Source organism: Bacillota bacterium (assembly GCA_023511455.1).
Taxonomy (GTDB): domain Bacteria; phylum Armatimonadota; class HRBIN16; order HRBIN16; family HRBIN16; genus HRBIN16.
The window spans coordinates 14979-29685 of sequence record JAIMBJ010000004.1 but is presented as its reverse complement, the minus strand read 5'-3'; the positions used below and the strand labels follow the sequence as shown (position 1 = coordinate 29685).

Genomic DNA, 14707 nt, shown 5'->3' with positions numbered 1-14707 from the left:
CGAGGGTGAATCTGATGCGCACAATCATCGCGACAGTGGGCACTTCCCTGTTGACCAATGCCGAACGGGCGGGTAAACAGAACGACCTGCAGATATACCTCCGTTTCACCGAGCCAGAAAAAGCCAGTGCGGAGACGAACTCGCTCAGTAGGCTGCTTCAGCCAGGGGACAAGATCGTGTTCCTGCACTCTCAGACCGAGGAGGGCAGGCGTGCGGCAGAGGCTCTGGCAACCTTCTACAAGAACAGCGGATACACAGCCGAGCTGCGCGAGGTGGCTGACCTGCAATACCGCGAAAGCCGGTTCAAGATGCGCGGTTTGCGCTCGCTGGTTGCTGAAATGGTAAGCTGCGTCCGCGATGAGCGGGCGGCAGGGCGCGAGGTGTTGATTAACGCAACGGGCGGGTTCAAGGCGGAGATTGCCTACGCCACGCTGGTAGGGTTGCTGTTCGACGTCCCTGTGTACTATATCCACGAAGCCTTCAGGGAGATTATCGAGTTACCGCCGACCCCCATCGGATGGGACTTCAGCCTGATGGATACCTATGCGGACTTTTTCGAGTGGATAAACGCCGACCTGCGCCCTACTGCAGAGGTCGACCGCCGTTTGCGTCCTCTGCCCGACGAGATTCGCCTGTTGCTGGTGGAGGAGGAGGGCTACACCATGCTTTCGCCCGCAGGGGAAGCGTTCTTCGAGGCGTATCGGGCGCGGGTAGAAGCAGAACGTCCCACGCCGCTCTTCCTGCATCAACGGGCGGTTCGCGCGATGAGCTCGGCAGAGCCGTCCATCCGCGATGTGCTGCGCGAGCGGCTCAAGCACTTACAAAACCCCGAACGTCGTCGCCAGAACTCCCATAGCGTACACGGAAGCGACTGTCTGGTCTACCCCTCCGTCAACGTGGCGGAGCGCATCCTTTACTATGAAGAGGATGGCAACGTGTGGGTGTGCGAAGTTTTCTGGTCGCACAGAGACTATGAAACCGCCCTCGCTGAAGGGGTATATCGGCTGCACTACCCGCGCGAACAGTTCGAGGAGTGGCATCCTTAGAACAGGCTCGGCTGTTGCTGTTTGCGGATGACCTGCTCGGGACGGGGGAAAAGGAGGTCGAAGTCGTCACCGATGGCTTCGCGCAGGCGCAGGGCAAAGCGGTAGAGCTTGTTCGCGTAGTGTTCGCGGTCTTCGTCGCCTGCATAGTCCTCCATCATGCCCAGCGAGCCGTCCGCCCGCTGATACAGATTCACATAATCGCCCACACTGACGCCCCGCACCGCCTCGGCGGCTTTGCGCTTGTTCTCGCTGGTGAAGGTCTTTTCGGTCACGCGCTCCCGCCGCGCCAGCTCTTCGATCGGAACGTCACCGTTGAGGATGCGCAGGATGGTTTCACGGTATAACTGGGCGATACCGTCGCGGTCGCCCTCCACCAGCTTCTGCAATACCTCGGCAATGAACTGCCTTCCGTACGGTTCGTCGGCACGGGAGCGCAAAGATGCCCCTTTGTATGTCCAGTTGCCCTCATAGTCCAGCAGGGCATAGTTCTTGGTTTTCACCGAGATCATGGCGCGGTATCGCCCGTCGAAGCTGAGACGGATACCGACAGGCAACGTCTCCGCTATCTGCTGTACGTATGCCTCTTCCGCCTCCTGTCCTTCTACGCCCTCTGGCGGCTGGAAGTAGACCCCATCGGTGTCCACTTCAATCACCTTGCTGCCGGTACGCTCCAGCGCGTCCACCAGCTGCATGGCGATTTTGCGCCCCTCCTCGGTCACCCGTTGTGCGGCATCGAAGTCGTTGAAAGGGAAGTTTGCGCCCAGGTAGCCGTAGAAGGAATTAATCAATACCTTGAAAGAACCCTGAATGCCGTCCCAGTAGGCGCGCTGGCGCGGGTCGGTGGCGCGGCGCAGTTCGGCTTTCGCTTCCAGTCTGCGGCGAGTCAGCTCTTCCAGCGCAGGCAGAAACACGCCCAGTTTGTCCGAAGCGGGTGCGATGCGGTGAACCAGCATAATGCTGGGATAGAGGCTTTCGACATCCGCCTTCACCACGCGCGGGATGACCCCTGTGCGACGCACCTCCGTGTATCCTCCGGGGAAGTCGCGCGCGGGCTGAGGCCTGGGAATGGCATAACCTGCGTGCAGATACGCCCGTACGAAGATAGCATTAATCTTTTCACCGCTTCCAGCGGTGGCAACGTGCTGGTAGGTGTCGGGAACCATCTGGGTCTGGTAGAACTCGGTAGGCAGTACAATCTCCGCCAGCCGGGCGGTCTCCTGAGCATCCTGCAGGGCGTACTGTCGCACCCTTTCGGGGTTGGATTGCCACTGCTCGCGCAGGTCGGCGCGGTCTATTAGCACCCGCTCCTCATCGGCGATGCCGTAGGCGCGCGCCACCTCTTTGAGACCGTAGCTCTGCAGGTCGCCCTTTGCCCAGTCGTAGCGCTGTACCGCGAAATAGGTGTCCACCACGTGCCGTCCGGGGATGTACACGGGGCGATAGGGACGGTTAATCGCACCGATGGGCAGATTGCGCTCACTGCCGATGGTCATCAGTTGCCCACTGCGTCCGACAGCAAGGGAGATACCGTGTCGCCGGGCGCGTTCGATGAGATACGGAAGGTCGAAACCATATAGATTGTGTCCTTCAATCACGTCGGGGTCGCGCTCGCGCATGAGCTGCACGAACCGCCGGAGCATCTGTGCTTCATCGATATCGTCCAGTACCTCACTCCAGCCCCGATTATCGTGCAGCACGATTAACAGCACGCGATTCGCGGGGTCCTGGGGATTCAGTCCGGCGGTTTCGATATCCACCTGCATTCGGTGCACGTCGTCGAAACTCATCTCCTTGAACAGTGTGTAGCCCGACAGCATCAGGAACTGCCGTTCGGGGCTGCCGTAAGCGAGAACGTCCACATGCATATCGCGCAGGCGCAGGCGTGCACTCTGATATTCCGTCCAAGAGCGGAACTTCGCCATCCAACAATAGCCCCCGCCTTCCAGCCGCTCCCACTGCGCGTCGATGTCGGAGTATGGCTGGGTGGTCAACAGCCAGGGCGTGAACGGTTCGCGCCAGCTGGTGCGTGTGCCGTCTGCTGAAAGCTGATGCAGGATGGCTTCGGTTTCGGTCATCTCCACCGCCACGAGGCGCGGCGTGTGGTTCCAGCCGAAGAGGATGTCGGCAGCAGAGACTGCTTCCATATCGAACAGGTTCGTCATCGCATGGCTCCTGCACAGGCTAATGGTATTATACCTGAAGGGCAGGTGCAGGTAGGGAGTAACGGCGTGCCCGGTTGACAGAATAGCGATGGCGTCAGTATGATAAGGGCAGGTGGTCGATATGGAAATGCGTCGGTTCAGCCTTTCACCGGAGCAGAAGCAGCAGGTCAAAGCGCAGATTCAGCACCTGCTGGAGTCGCGAGAGGAGGTGCTGTTCGCCTACCTGCACGGTTCCTTCTTGCTGGATGTGCCTTTCGAAGATATCGATATCGCCGTCTACCTGCGTGAGGACATGGTCAGTAATGGAGAGTGGCTAAAGACCGCTTTCCGCCTTGCGGATACCATAGAGGGACGCCTGGGATTGCCGGTCGACGTGCAGGTTCTCAACACCGCGCCGCGAGGGGTGCAGTTCACGGGGAGTGCAGGGGAACTGTTATGCAGCCGAGACGAGGAGTTTCGGTGCCGTTTCGTGGAGAGGCTGTGGCTGGAGATTATGGACTTTGACTATCATGCGCGACAGATGCTCAAGGAGGCGCTACAGGGATGAAACCAGACTTGCACGTTCTTCTGGCGCGAGCGGTGTCCCTGCGCCAAAACCTGGACAAGGTTCAGCGTCTGGTAGCCCTGCCCGATGAGCAGTTTTGGGGCAACGAACTGCACATCGACTCGCTGAAGCTGCATCTCATTCAGGCGATATAAGACGCCGCCAGCATCTGCACGCACCTGATAGCACGGCTGGGCGGGATTGCTCCCTCCGCTTACGCAGAGTGCTTCGCCTCTCTTCACCACAGAGGCATCCTCGACGCCTCGCTTGCCGAGCGTCTGCAGGCGATGGCACGCTTCAGGAACCTGCTGGTACACCGTTACTGGCAGGTGGACGACCGGCAGGTGCTGCGCATTGCCCGTGAAGAGGTGACGGATTTGCTGGAGTTCCTGCGACAGGTGGGAGAATACCTGGGTGAGTCCATCTAGCTCGCCCACAGGAAGTCGGCTTGCCTTTGCCGAAGTCCCGACCGGGGGTGAAACAACGATGCCTGTTTACAAGAAACCGCAGCCCCACTACTGGCAACCCGGTGGGGAGGTAGAAAAGCATTTCCACGACCACGACGAGACATGGATTATCATGGACGGCAGGGCAAAGGCGTTCATGATAGACCACGACGGGCACTACCATGAGTTCATCCTCGAAAAGGGTGACATCTGGATGGTGGAAGCAGGGGTGGAACATGGTTGTGTCGCTCTGGAACAGGGTGTGGCTATCTTTCCCTTCCCCGGTAGCATCCCGGAGGGCGCTCAGCCGTACGGGCACTACTACATGGAAAAAGAGGGCTACATCCCCCGGCTGAAGGTGGAGCGCATTCCCACAGACCGCTACCGGAAGGAGCAGAAATGATGCGGCGTATCGGCATAGAGTATCCCCAGCGCGGACAGATGCGCCTGAGTGACATCGGTGAGCCTCCACCTCTGCTGCCGACGCAGATACTCATACGTACCTGCTACACCGGCGTCACCAATGGCACGGAGCGTCATGCTTTGCTGGGAGAACACGGGTTCACCGTATACCCCTCCCGGCACGGTTATCAACATGTGGGGCAGGTAGAGGCGGTCGGAACATCTGTGAGGGAGTTCCAGCCCGGCGATTGGGTATTCTATGGGCAGTACGTGGGACATCGTGGATGGAATGTGGTGGACGTGTGCTGTACGGATGTCCAATCCTACAGCTCGCACCTGTGCCTGCGTTTGCCTGAGGGAATAGACTACCGCCTCTGTGCATTGTTTGGTGTGGCGGGAGTGGCAATGAGGGCAGTACGGCGATTCCGGGTGCAACCCGCACAAAGGGCATGGGTAGCAGGTGTCGGTGTGATTGGGCAATTTGCAGCTCAGGCAGCGCGGGCGCTCGGGGCGCATGTGACGGTCACCGACCTTCAGCCCAGGCGTCTGGAAGTAGCAGAAGCCTGCGGAGCACATCGAGTCATCAATGTGCACGAGCAGGGGATGGAACCGCTTCGAGAGGGCGCGCCTTACGACTGCATTATCGACTGTTCGGGGGTACCCAGCCTGCTGCAACAGATTCACGAGATGCAATTGCTGGCGTACAAGGGGGTCATCGGTCTGGTAGCGGTGCGTTCGCAGACGGAGTTCCCCTGGGCGATGCTGCACGGAACGGAAGCGTCCATCGAGGTATCCTGCCACTTCAGTCTCGATGACCTGCGGGTGCTGCTGTACTTTGTGCAGCAGGGCATCATCCGCATCGAGCCGGTGGTGTCGCACGTGGTGCCCATCGAGCAGGCTGCAGCAGTGTATGAAACCCTGCGTGACCACCCGGCGGAATTGCTGGGGGTGATTTTTGACTGGACGCAGTCATAGAGGAGGAACAGAATGCCCCTTCGCATTGCCGGTGCGCAGATACCCGTCACGACGGATGTCGAAAGCAACCTGGCCGCCATCCGTCGCGCCATTGCCTACGCTGCAGAGAAAAAAGCGGATGTGCTGTTGACGCCAGAAGGCTCGCTCAGCGGTTACACCCCGTCCTTCGACCAGCAAGCGGTGCAACAGGCGTTGCAGCAGGTGGTCGCGGAGGCAATGTCTGCGGGGCTGGCGCTGGCGTTGGGCACGTGCTACATTGAGGACGATGGGCTGTGCTACAACCAGATTCGCTTCTATGATGAGCACGGACGTTTTCTCGGATTTCATGCCAAGATATTGCGCTGCGGCACCATGAGCCACCCCCCGGTTGGCGAGATTCAGCACTATGCAGTGGCTCCCCTGCGCACATTCGTGCTGCGAGGTGTAACCGTCGGCGGTCTCATCTGCAACGACCTCTGGGCGAACCCAACCTGCACCCCGATGCCCGATACTCATCTCACGCAGCGGCTCGCCGGAATGGGAGCGAAAATTATCTTCCATGCGGTGAACGGCGGGCGCGACGGTTCAGAGTGGTCACGAGTGGCATGGCGTTACCACGAGGCAAACCTGCGTCTGCGTGCGATGGCAGCAAAGGTGTGGGTGGTCACAGTGGATAGTTGTTACCCTTTGCACCTGCGGTGCTCCTCGCCGTCCGGTGTGGTCTCGCCGGATGGGGAGTGGAAGAAGCGCGCGGCTGCACAGGGTGAGCAACTCTTTACCTTTACGCTACCCGTAGATTAAAACATAAAGCCTGCCGTTTATGCCTGCTTTCGGCGTACCCCCTTGCCTTTTTCGCGCGATTTTGGTATGATGACTGCAGAACACGGCTGCGGCGCAGCCGCCCACTCTATACCGGGTGAGGATTGGACTAACAGTGTTCACGGAAGGTGAATCGCACGTCAAGCGCAGCTATCGTCGCTTCATGCAGATGTCCGACCGGGAAATCGTGGAACAGGCTCAAAAAGGCGACGAACAGGCTGCGGAGTTCCTGCTGTATAAATATCGCAATCTGGTTCGCACCAAAGTCAAATCGTATTTCCTGTTGGGCGCAGAGCGGGAGGACCTGCTGCAGGTCGGCATGATTGGGCTGTGGCAGGCCATTCTGGATTATCAAACCGATAAGCCCATTTCGTTCCCGGCGTTTGCCAAAGTGTGCATCCAGCGCCATATTATCACCGCCATTAAGGCGGCGACTCGTCAGAAACAGATGCCGCTGAACACATCCCTTTCGCTGGAGGTGACGGCGGAAGACGAAGATTCGGACTGGAGCCTGGCGGATATGCTGCCCGCCGAGCCGAGCAGCGATCCCGAAGAGCGTTTGCTGCGCGCTGAAGATACTCGCCAGCTGCAGCGCACCTTACAGCAGTTGCTCAGCGACTTCGAATGGCGCGTGCTGATGCACTATCACTTTGGCAAATCGTATCGGGAAATCGCCGAGGCGTTGCAATGCAAGACCAAATCGGTGGACAACGCTCTGGCACGCATCAAGCGCAAGGTGGCAGGACTGCCGCTTGGCAAAGCCGACTTGCGAGAACTCTTCATGAATAACTGAGGTGCGATGACCTTTCAGGAGCTTCTGCTGAGATTAGAACAGTTCTGGGCACAGCATGGGTGCCTGATTTTGCAGCCCTATGACGTGGAAGTAGGGGCAGGCACCATGGCGCCGGGCACGGCTCTGCGCAGTTTGGGGCCAGAGCCGTGGAACGTGGCGTACGTACAGCCCTCCCGTCGCCCCGCCGACGGACGCTATGGGCGCAATCCCATGCGCGTGCAGCACTATTACCAGTACCAGGTCATCCTCAAACCCTCACCGGAAAACGTGGTGGACCTGTATCTGGACAGCCTGCGCGCGCTGGATATCGACCCACTGGAGCACGACATCCGTTTTGTGGAAGACGACTGGGAGGCTCCCACACTGGGCGCGTCGGGCGTGGGGTGGGAGGTGTGGCTGGACGGAACCGAAATCACGCAGTTTACCTACTTCCAGCAGATGGGCGGCATCGAGTGCCGACCGGTCTGTGCGGAAATCACCTACGGACCCGAACGGCTGGCGATGTGCCTGCAGGGAAAGAGCAGCTTCTGGGAGCTCGAGTGGGCACACGGCATCACCTACGGCGAGGTGGACAGGCACGCCGAAATCGAGCATAACTACTATAACTTTGACCATGCCGATGTGGACATGCTGTTCCGACTTTTCGAGATGTTCGAGGCGGAGGGGCATCGCATCGCCGACCTGGGTTATACGCATCCGGCTTTCGACTACGCGCTGAAGTGTTCGCACGTGTTCAACCTGCTGGACGCCAGGGGTAGCATTTCGGTCACCGAACGTGCCAGCTATATCAACCGCGTGCGAGCACTTGCCCGAAAATGTTGCGTGCAATATCTCAAGCAGCGTGAGGAGATGGGCTTCCCGCTGCTGAAGGCACAGGAGGCACTGGCTGTCGGATGAAAACGATGCTACTCGCATGGCTGTCTTCTGCCATGCGAGTAGCGGTGGTCAGTGCCCTCGTATTTTTGCTGACGGTAAACTTCGTGGGGCAGGGGTTCCGTGTGGATGGACGATGCATGGAACCCAATTTGCATCATGGGGAGCGCGTGCTCACCGAAAAAGTGAGCTATCGATGGCGGCAACCCCGACGCGGTGATGTCGTGGTTTTCCGTGTGCCCGATGGTACCAATGACCTGATGGTGAAGCGGGTCGTTGCGTTGCCGGGTGAGCGCATCAGCATCCGTAACGGACAGGTGTTTATCAACGGGCGCCCTCTGCCCGAACCGTACCGCCGTCATGAAATGCACTACTTCATGCGCGAGAAAACGGTGCCAGAGGGCATGTTGTTTGTGATGGGCGATAACCGCGACGTCAGCAACGACAGCCGCGACTGGGGGTTCCTGCCGATGAATCGTATCATCGCGCGGGTGTGGTGCCGATACCAGTTGCCCTTTCGGTTTGAGTTGGTCAGATAGGAAGGCAGGAGGACGGTTTTGGCAGACCTGTTGCTCGAAATCGGAACGGAGGAGCTGCCCGCCAGCGTGGTGGAAAACGCGCTGGAGCAGTTGCAATCCGCAGTCACACAGAGGCTGCAGGAGGCTCGCATCGCTTTTGCGCAGGTGGAGACCTTTGGTACGCCGCGCAGGCTGATTCTGCTCGTGCATGATGTGGCGCCGAGCCAGACCGATGTGGTGCGCGAGATACGCGGACCCGCTGCAAACATCGCGTTCGATGCGCAGGGCAATCCCACCCCCGCGGCGCAGGGGTTTGCCCGCAAGCAGGGTGTCGACGTGAAAGACCTCGAGGTGATGCACACCCCGCAGGGCGACTATGTGATGGCGAAGGTGTTTGAACGCGGTAAGCCGACGGTGGAAGTGGCTGCCGGCATCTTTCCCGAAGCCATCCGCTCGATGACCTTCCCCAAGATGATGCGCTGGGGCAGTGGCAACCTGCGTTTCTGCCGCCCCATACGCTGGCTGCTGGCGTTGTATGACGGAGAAATCGTGCCGTTCGAACTGGATGGCATCCGCAGTGGTAACCGTTCGCGTGGGCATCGATTCCTCGCACCGGAGGAGTTTGAGGTGCGCAGCCCCTCCGAGCTGCTCCAGCAGCTGGACGAGCGGTACGTTCTGTACGACCATCGCCGCCGGCGAGAAGTGATTCGCGAGCAGGCGAATCGCCTTGCGGAACAGGCCGGCGGACGTGTCCTCTGGGACGACGCCCTGCTGGACGAGGTGACCCATCTGGTGGAGTACCCCACCGCCTTGCTGGGGCGTTTCGACCCCACCTTCCTGAACCTGCCTGAGCCAATACTCATCACCGCCATGAAGAAGCATCAGCGTTTCTTCGCGGTGGTGGATGCGGAGGGCAAGCTGCTGCCTTACTTTGTGGCGGTGCGCAACGGCGATGGCCGTTATCTGGACATCGTGCGCGAGGGGAACGAGCGCGTGCTGACTGCCCGATTCAACGACGCGCATTTCTTCTACGAGCGCGACCGCCAGCAACCGCTGGAGGCTTTCGTCGGCGAGCTGAACCGGATTGTGTTTCAGGAAAAGCTGGGCACGATGGCAGACAAAGCCGCGCGTCTGGTAAGGATGGCGCGGGAGATGGCAGAGCAGGTGGGCGTAGACCCCTCGCTGGCAGAGCGGGCCGCGACCCTGTGCAAAGCCGACCTCGCCACCGAGGTGGTGATGGAACTGCCCGCACTGCAGGGTATCATGGGCAGGGAATACGCCTTGTTGTCGGGCGAGGACAGTGCCGTCGCTCAGGCGATAGCCGAACATTACCTGCCTCGCTTCGCCGGGGACAGCCTTCCCGAAAGCGCACTGGGGCGGTTGATCGCCGTATGCGACCGGGTGGATACACTCGTTGGCTACGTGGGCGCGCTGGGAATTGTGCCCACCGGTTCGGGTGACCCGTTTGGCTTGCGGCGAGCCGCGCAGGGCGTGGTGCAGATACTGGCAACGGTGGAGGGGATGCCACGCCTCTGGGCACTGGTGGATTCGGCGGCGAGCGCCTATGCACAGCAGGGCGTCGAGGTTAGCCAGGAAGGATTGCGTCAGCTGGCGCAGATGTTCACCCAGCGTATCGAGGCTTTGCTGGAGGACGAAGGTGTTCGCTATGACGTGGGGCAGGCGGTGCTGGCGGAGGAGCGCGTAGAGCCTTACGTGGCGCGGCGCAACGCGCGGTTATTAAACGCACTGCCGATGGAGCGGCTGACGCCGGTAGCTCTGGCGGCAACGCGCGTGCGGAACATCCTGAAAGCCGGGGAAGCAACCAGACTCGTTCCCACCGCTCATTGGCGGTCGCCTCTGGAATGGCTGTCGCAGGTGCAGCCTGCCCTGTTCCAGCATGAGGAAGAGCGTGTTTTGCATCAGATAACCGGACAGCTGCAAGAGAGAGACACCGAAGCGGTGGGGCAATTCCACAGCGATGCGGCGTTCTCCCTGCTCGAGGCGCTGACCGAGCCGGTCAACCGATTCTTCGACGCCGTGCTGGTAATGGCGCCTGACGAGGCGATTCGACGCAACCGTTTGCTGTTGCTGGCTGGCGTGGATTCTCTCTACCGCAGTATCGGCGATTTCAGCAGGCTGGTGGTGTAGCAAGATCCCGCTGCCACGCACCACCTCGAGGGCGAGGCTCGTGCCTAGCCGTAAACCTCCAGTCCACGAGCAGGTCACGTGGAAGGCAATTCACCCGGAGGTTCGCCCCCCAATGGTGGCCGCGGAAGAGCGAACCTCCGGCAAACAGGTCTTAACAGGCGGCTGTCTCACACAGACTTATGGAGCGCCCTGAGTGCACCAGCCCCACTGATCCTGCTTGGCAAATCCCCACAGTTCGTCGCGGCACACGGTTGGACCGGGTTCCTGGTTACACCAGCGGGTATACGCGCCGGAGGTCACGCAGTACTGCCGGAGTGCGTTTCGGTTGATATTAAGCCCTGAGCAGCCCGACAGCTTTGCTGTAAAGGTCTTGGCGTGTCCGTCTGCGTAACAGGCGTTCACGATGTCGTTGTGACGAGCCTGAACCGGCGAGTCGAACAACCCGAAGCCACACGCGCCAGGCAGTGCGAGATTCCCATCCGACGCCAGCGCGGTTTCCGCCGGGAACTCGATGGAGGCAATGGACGCACTGATGTTGGTCAGCGCATAGTTGAAGTTGTAGCTTGCGAGGGCAAAGCCGCCGCATTCACCGCCGGGTACCCCCAAACCCCGGAAGCCCGCGTCGATATCCATCGCTCTGGGCTCGGATGGGCACTGGTAAATCTGCCGGTTTTTGACGTAGGGCTCTATGGCAGCCAGGAATGTGAAGTAGCAGGGTTGCCCCGCCGCGTTTACCGTTTGGTAGTAGCTCAGAGGGAACCGCTCATCGTAATCCTGAACGTACATCATGGCAGCAGTTCCCATCTGCTTCATGTTGCTCAAACAGCTGGTTTGTCTGGCTTTCTCCCGCGCCCGTGCAAAGACGGGAAACAGAATGGCCGCCAGTATCGCGATAATCGCGATAACCACAAGCAACTCAATCAGGGTGAACGCACGTTTCATGATCGACAACCTCCCTTTACTTAGTGTAGACAAGCTTATACGAGTAACCGCCATATCCATTCTATAACAGGCGCGCCAGAGTCGTCAAGGGTTATCGGGGGGCTGCCCGACGAGTGGTTTTTTCCCGGCAACTGGAAGTTGCGGGCAACCCCAGACAAAGCCTCCTGCGGAGGCTGGAAACCTGCGGCGGCAGGTTTTGTCCCCGTGTTATCCGTGACTTTGAGTCTCCGGGGCAAAACAGGAAGCCATTGGTCAAGCACTCTCTCGGACCCCACACCATCAGTGCCCACGATTTGAATCGTGGGCTACCCTGCTGGTTTCGCCTCATCGAAGTCTGGTCAGGAAGTCGGTCCGCTGTGGCTTGCGCCGCAGGTGCCAGCCCGTGTCGAACACCACTTCCGGCAGTTCCGGGTTCTTTGCGTCCACCCGGGCTTCACCGACGCGGCGCGAAGGCGTGCCGATATAGGACTCATAGATGATGACGTGCGGACTTTCTCCAAACAACGTGCGGATTTCCCGCCAGACCTGATGGGCGATGAGTGCTTTGTCCCACGTGGGAATAGTGGCGGCGCATTCCAGATAGAAAGTGCCCCGCTCATCCACGTGCAGGTTTACCGGCATGTCCTTGCTGCGGTAGCGGCTGCGCAAAAGACGCCCGTACTGTCTTTTCTGTTCGAACACTGCGGCTTGTGTGTCGATCTGTTGTTGTATCTCGGCGGTGGTCGGCTGCCAGGAATCGATGTCTGACAGGTCAGGCATCGTTTGATTCGACATGGGGTCATACGTTGCCAACTTGAAGATGGCGATACCTCCCGCGAACACCAGAATGAGCACGATGACGGTCAGACGATTCATTTTGCAACTCCCCATTCCAGCCTGTTGGCGCAGCGTTGGTTGTGAATATGGTACCTGTTTGCCCGGCAAGAGTTCAACCATGCAAGCGATGTTTGGCAAATCTGACTCATGCCTTCTGGGATGCGAGGCTTCCATCGAACCTTTGCGTGTTTGTTACGGCTCACCAGAAGCTTCATCTTTCGGAAACGCGGGTTAAAGCCTGCGGCTGCATTTGATATATTTTTGAACACCCCCTTGCAGGACTTGACAGAACTGCGAGCAAACTCTATAATGGAAATACCATAGGCAAGACGAAAGATAAACCTTACGGTAATCGCGCCATGTCTTCCGTGAAGTGGAAACAGATTGCGGACGATATCCGCCTTCAGATTGAGTGTGGAATGCTGTCTCCCGGCACGCCGCTGCCTTCAGAAAGCGCGCTGGCTGAGCAGTACGGTGTGTGCCGGGTGACGGCGCACCGCGCGATGTCGGAGCTGCAAAGGCTGGGGCTGGTGGTGCGCAAGCGCAAGGTGGGTACGTTTGTTGCAGAGCCGCCGCCCGCAAAGCCCGTTTTTGTCGCTGCGGTGTTTCCCTTCATGCACGACTACCCGCAGGTCGAGTACCTTCGCGGCATTCGCAGCGCGCTTCCCGACCATTATAACCTGTTGCTCTGCGAGACCCGCAACGACCCTCACCTTGAGGCGCAGTACCTTCGCCGGATGCAGCATGAAGCGGACGGCATTATCTGTTATCCGACCTGTGACCCGAAGAATAACTCTCTTCTGCACCGCATTCTGGACACCGGCAAGCCCGTGGTGTGTGTGGACCGTCATCCACAGGGGATACCGTGTGATGTGGTGATGACGGATAATTACATGTCTGCACTGACCGGCTTGCGCCATCTGACCGCGAACGGGCATCGCACTATCGCTCATTTCACCGATGACGCCCTGTACGTCTCTTCGATAAGGGAGCGGTACGAGGCGTACCTGCAGGTAATGCAGGAGCTGGGGTGGGATGATGTTCAGCCGCTGGTGCGTCTTTTCCCCATGCACGAAAGTGTCAGGCTGGACTATCTGGCGCAGGCGGTACATGATGCGTTGTTTACCCTGATGCATCAGCCCGGACCGATTAGCGCCGTGTTCTGCCTGCACGATTACTACATGGTGGCGGTACTGGAAGCGTGTGACCGGATGGGCATCTCGGTTCCCGAAGATTTGGAGGTGCTCAGCTTCGCGGACGCTCCTCCACTGATGACCAGGGTCACACGCTCCGTACACCGTCTCGTGCAGCAGGTGTATGAGATGGGGCGTACTGCCGCCATTCGCTTGCAAAGTCGCATCAATGGGGAGGTGATGCCTTCAGAGGTAATGACGACTCTGGCAAGCTTCTATCCCGCGCAGCGCAATCCGCAGGGGGAAAGAAAAGTAATTACTCCCACACTATCTTATCACAAGGAGGAAAAGCCATGAAAAACCGCGCTTTCACCCTGATCGAGCTGCTGGTGGTCATCGCGATTATCGCGATACTGGCAGCCATTCTGTTCCCGGTGTTCGCCCGCGCCCGTGAGCAGGCGCGCAAGACCAGCTGCCTCAGCAACATGAAGCAGATTGGTCTTGGCATCGGTATGTACGTGCAGGACTACGATGAGAAGTACTTCTCGTGGAGTAGCCAGTGCGCGCACACGGCGGACTGTGCCGGCGACATCGTGATGGCGTTCACGCGCTGGGCGGTGCTGGTGCAGCCCTACGTGAAGAACGCGCAGATTTTCATCTGCCCATCCTACCCCGATAACTTCTGGAAGTGGGGAGGCTGGCCCGCGAACGGCTGCCCGGACCTGTGGCCTGTCGCGGGCTTCAGGGGCTTGTCATATGACTTCAAGCTGGGCTTGGCGACGGGCTCGCGATGTGGGGTGAAGCTCGCCAGCATCGATAAGCCCGCACAGACCATCATTTCTTACGAGAACAGCCCCATCCACGCGGAGAAGAGCGTGCCGTTCTGGTCGTGCACCGACAACCCGCAGGTGTTCACGCGCATGGCCTTCAACGCCATCTTCGCGGACGGGCATGCCCGCTACATTATGGCGGGTAACCACCGGTTCGTCAAGCAGCGGGTGTGGGAGGTGGAACCATACCCCTGCGCGAACTTCGACCCGCACTGGTTCGTGCGGGATGACCGTCGGAACACATGGAACCCCAGTGAGGGCTGGGACATCGACTGATGAAC

At 59.4% G+C, this 14707-nt stretch carries 16 protein-coding genes; 13 read left to right on the top strand and 3 right to left on the bottom strand.

Annotation, left to right across the window (positions count from 1 at the left end):
• The first annotated feature begins 14 nt into the window (after nucleotides 1-14).
• A complete protein-coding gene (locus K6U75_03820; protein ID MCL6474166.1) occupies nucleotides 15-1046 on the top strand; it encodes a putative CRISPR-associated protein in 1032 nt (343 codons plus the stop codon).
• On the opposite strand, the gene K6U75_03815 is transcribed toward K6U75_03820, so the two are convergent.
• A complete protein-coding gene (locus K6U75_03815; protein MCL6474165.1) occupies nucleotides 1043-3208 on the bottom strand; it encodes a DNA polymerase in 2166 nt (721 codons plus the stop codon). The two genes, K6U75_03820 and K6U75_03815, sit on opposite strands and share 4 nt — an antisense overlap.
• Before the next feature lie 121 nt (nucleotides 3209-3329).
• Between K6U75_03815 and K6U75_03810 the strand changes: the two genes are divergently transcribed.
• From K6U75_03810 to glyS, 10 genes are all read left to right on the top strand, one after another.
• Nucleotides 3330-3755 (top strand): nucleotidyltransferase domain-containing protein, encoded by a 426-nt coding sequence (locus tag K6U75_03810; protein MCL6474164.1) that lies wholly within the window; start codon nucleotides 3330-3332, stop codon nucleotides 3753-3755.
• Entirely contained in the window at nucleotides 3752-3907 is a 156-nt protein-coding gene (locus K6U75_03805; protein ID MCL6474163.1) for a hypothetical protein, read from the top strand. The genes K6U75_03810 and K6U75_03805 overlap by 4 nt, the downstream gene beginning before the upstream one ends.
• 12 nt (nucleotides 3908-3919) lie before the next feature.
• Nucleotides 3920-4180, top strand: coding sequence for a DUF86 domain-containing protein (locus K6U75_03800; protein ID MCL6474162.1), 261 nt, complete (start codon nucleotides 3920-3922; stop codon nucleotides 4178-4180).
• 58 nt (nucleotides 4181-4238) lie between these two features.
• A complete protein-coding gene (locus K6U75_03795; GenBank protein MCL6474161.1) occupies nucleotides 4239-4601 on the top strand; it encodes a cupin domain-containing protein in 363 nt (120 codons plus the stop codon).
• On the top strand, nucleotides 4598-5575 hold the full coding sequence (locus K6U75_03790; GenBank protein MCL6474160.1) for a zinc-binding alcohol dehydrogenase: 978 nt from the start codon (nucleotides 4598-4600) through the stop codon (nucleotides 5573-5575). Before K6U75_03795 ends, K6U75_03790 begins: the two co-directional genes overlap by 4 nt.
• A gap of 12 nt (nucleotides 5576-5587) precedes the next feature.
• The gene (locus tag K6U75_03785; protein ID MCL6474159.1) at nucleotides 5588-6355 is read left to right on the top strand and encodes a carbon-nitrogen hydrolase family protein; all 768 of its coding nucleotides are present in this window, start codon (nucleotides 5588-5590) and stop codon (nucleotides 6353-6355) included.
• Between the two features lie 133 nt (nucleotides 6356-6488).
• Nucleotides 6489-7166 carry an RNA polymerase sporulation sigma factor SigH gene (gene sigH, locus K6U75_03780; protein MCL6474158.1) on the top strand — a complete coding sequence of 226 codons (678 nt, stop codon included), beginning with the start codon at nucleotides 6489-6491 and terminating at the stop codon, nucleotides 7164-7166.
• Nucleotides 7167-7172: 6 nt separating this feature from the next.
• Nucleotides 7173-8063 carry a glycine--tRNA ligase subunit alpha gene (glyQ, locus tag K6U75_03775; GenBank protein ID MCL6474157.1) on the top strand — a complete coding sequence of 297 codons (891 nt, stop codon included), beginning with the start codon at nucleotides 7173-7175 and terminating at the stop codon, nucleotides 8061-8063.
• Nucleotides 8060-8578, top strand: a complete 519-nt coding sequence (gene lepB, locus K6U75_03770; GenBank protein ID MCL6474156.1) for a signal peptidase I — start codon at nucleotides 8060-8062, stop codon at nucleotides 8576-8578. The genes glyQ and lepB overlap by 4 nt, the downstream gene beginning before the upstream one ends.
• Nucleotides 8579-8596: 18 nt before the next feature.
• Nucleotides 8597-10705 carry a glycine--tRNA ligase subunit beta gene (glyS, locus tag K6U75_03765; GenBank protein MCL6474155.1) on the top strand — a complete coding sequence of 703 codons (2109 nt, stop codon included), beginning with the start codon at nucleotides 8597-8599 and terminating at the stop codon, nucleotides 10703-10705.
• 177 nt (nucleotides 10706-10882) lie between these two features.
• Here glyS and K6U75_03760 read toward each other — a convergent pair whose 3' ends face one another.
• Both K6U75_03760 and K6U75_03755 read right to left on the bottom strand, forming a co-directional pair.
• The gene (locus K6U75_03760) at nucleotides 10883-11647 is read right to left on the bottom strand and encodes a DUF1559 domain-containing protein (protein ID MCL6474154.1); all 765 of its coding nucleotides are present in this window, start codon (nucleotides 11645-11647) and stop codon (nucleotides 10883-10885) included.
• A 324-nt stretch (nucleotides 11648-11971) separates the two neighbouring features.
• Entirely contained in the window at nucleotides 11972-12502 is a 531-nt protein-coding gene (locus K6U75_03755; protein ID MCL6474153.1) for a hypothetical protein, read from the bottom strand.
• 320 nt (nucleotides 12503-12822) lie between these two features.
• Between K6U75_03755 and K6U75_03750 the strand changes: the two genes are divergently transcribed.
• Nucleotides 12823-13953: a GntR family transcriptional regulator gene (locus tag K6U75_03750; GenBank protein ID MCL6474152.1), complete on the top strand. Its 1131-nt coding sequence runs from the start codon at nucleotides 12823-12825 to the stop codon at nucleotides 13951-13953.
• Entirely contained in the window at nucleotides 13950-14702 is a 753-nt protein-coding gene (locus tag K6U75_03745) for a DUF1559 domain-containing protein (GenBank protein ID MCL6474151.1), read from the top strand. The genes K6U75_03750 and K6U75_03745 overlap by 4 nt, the downstream gene beginning before the upstream one ends.
• Nucleotides 14703-14707 lie beyond the last annotated feature (5 nt).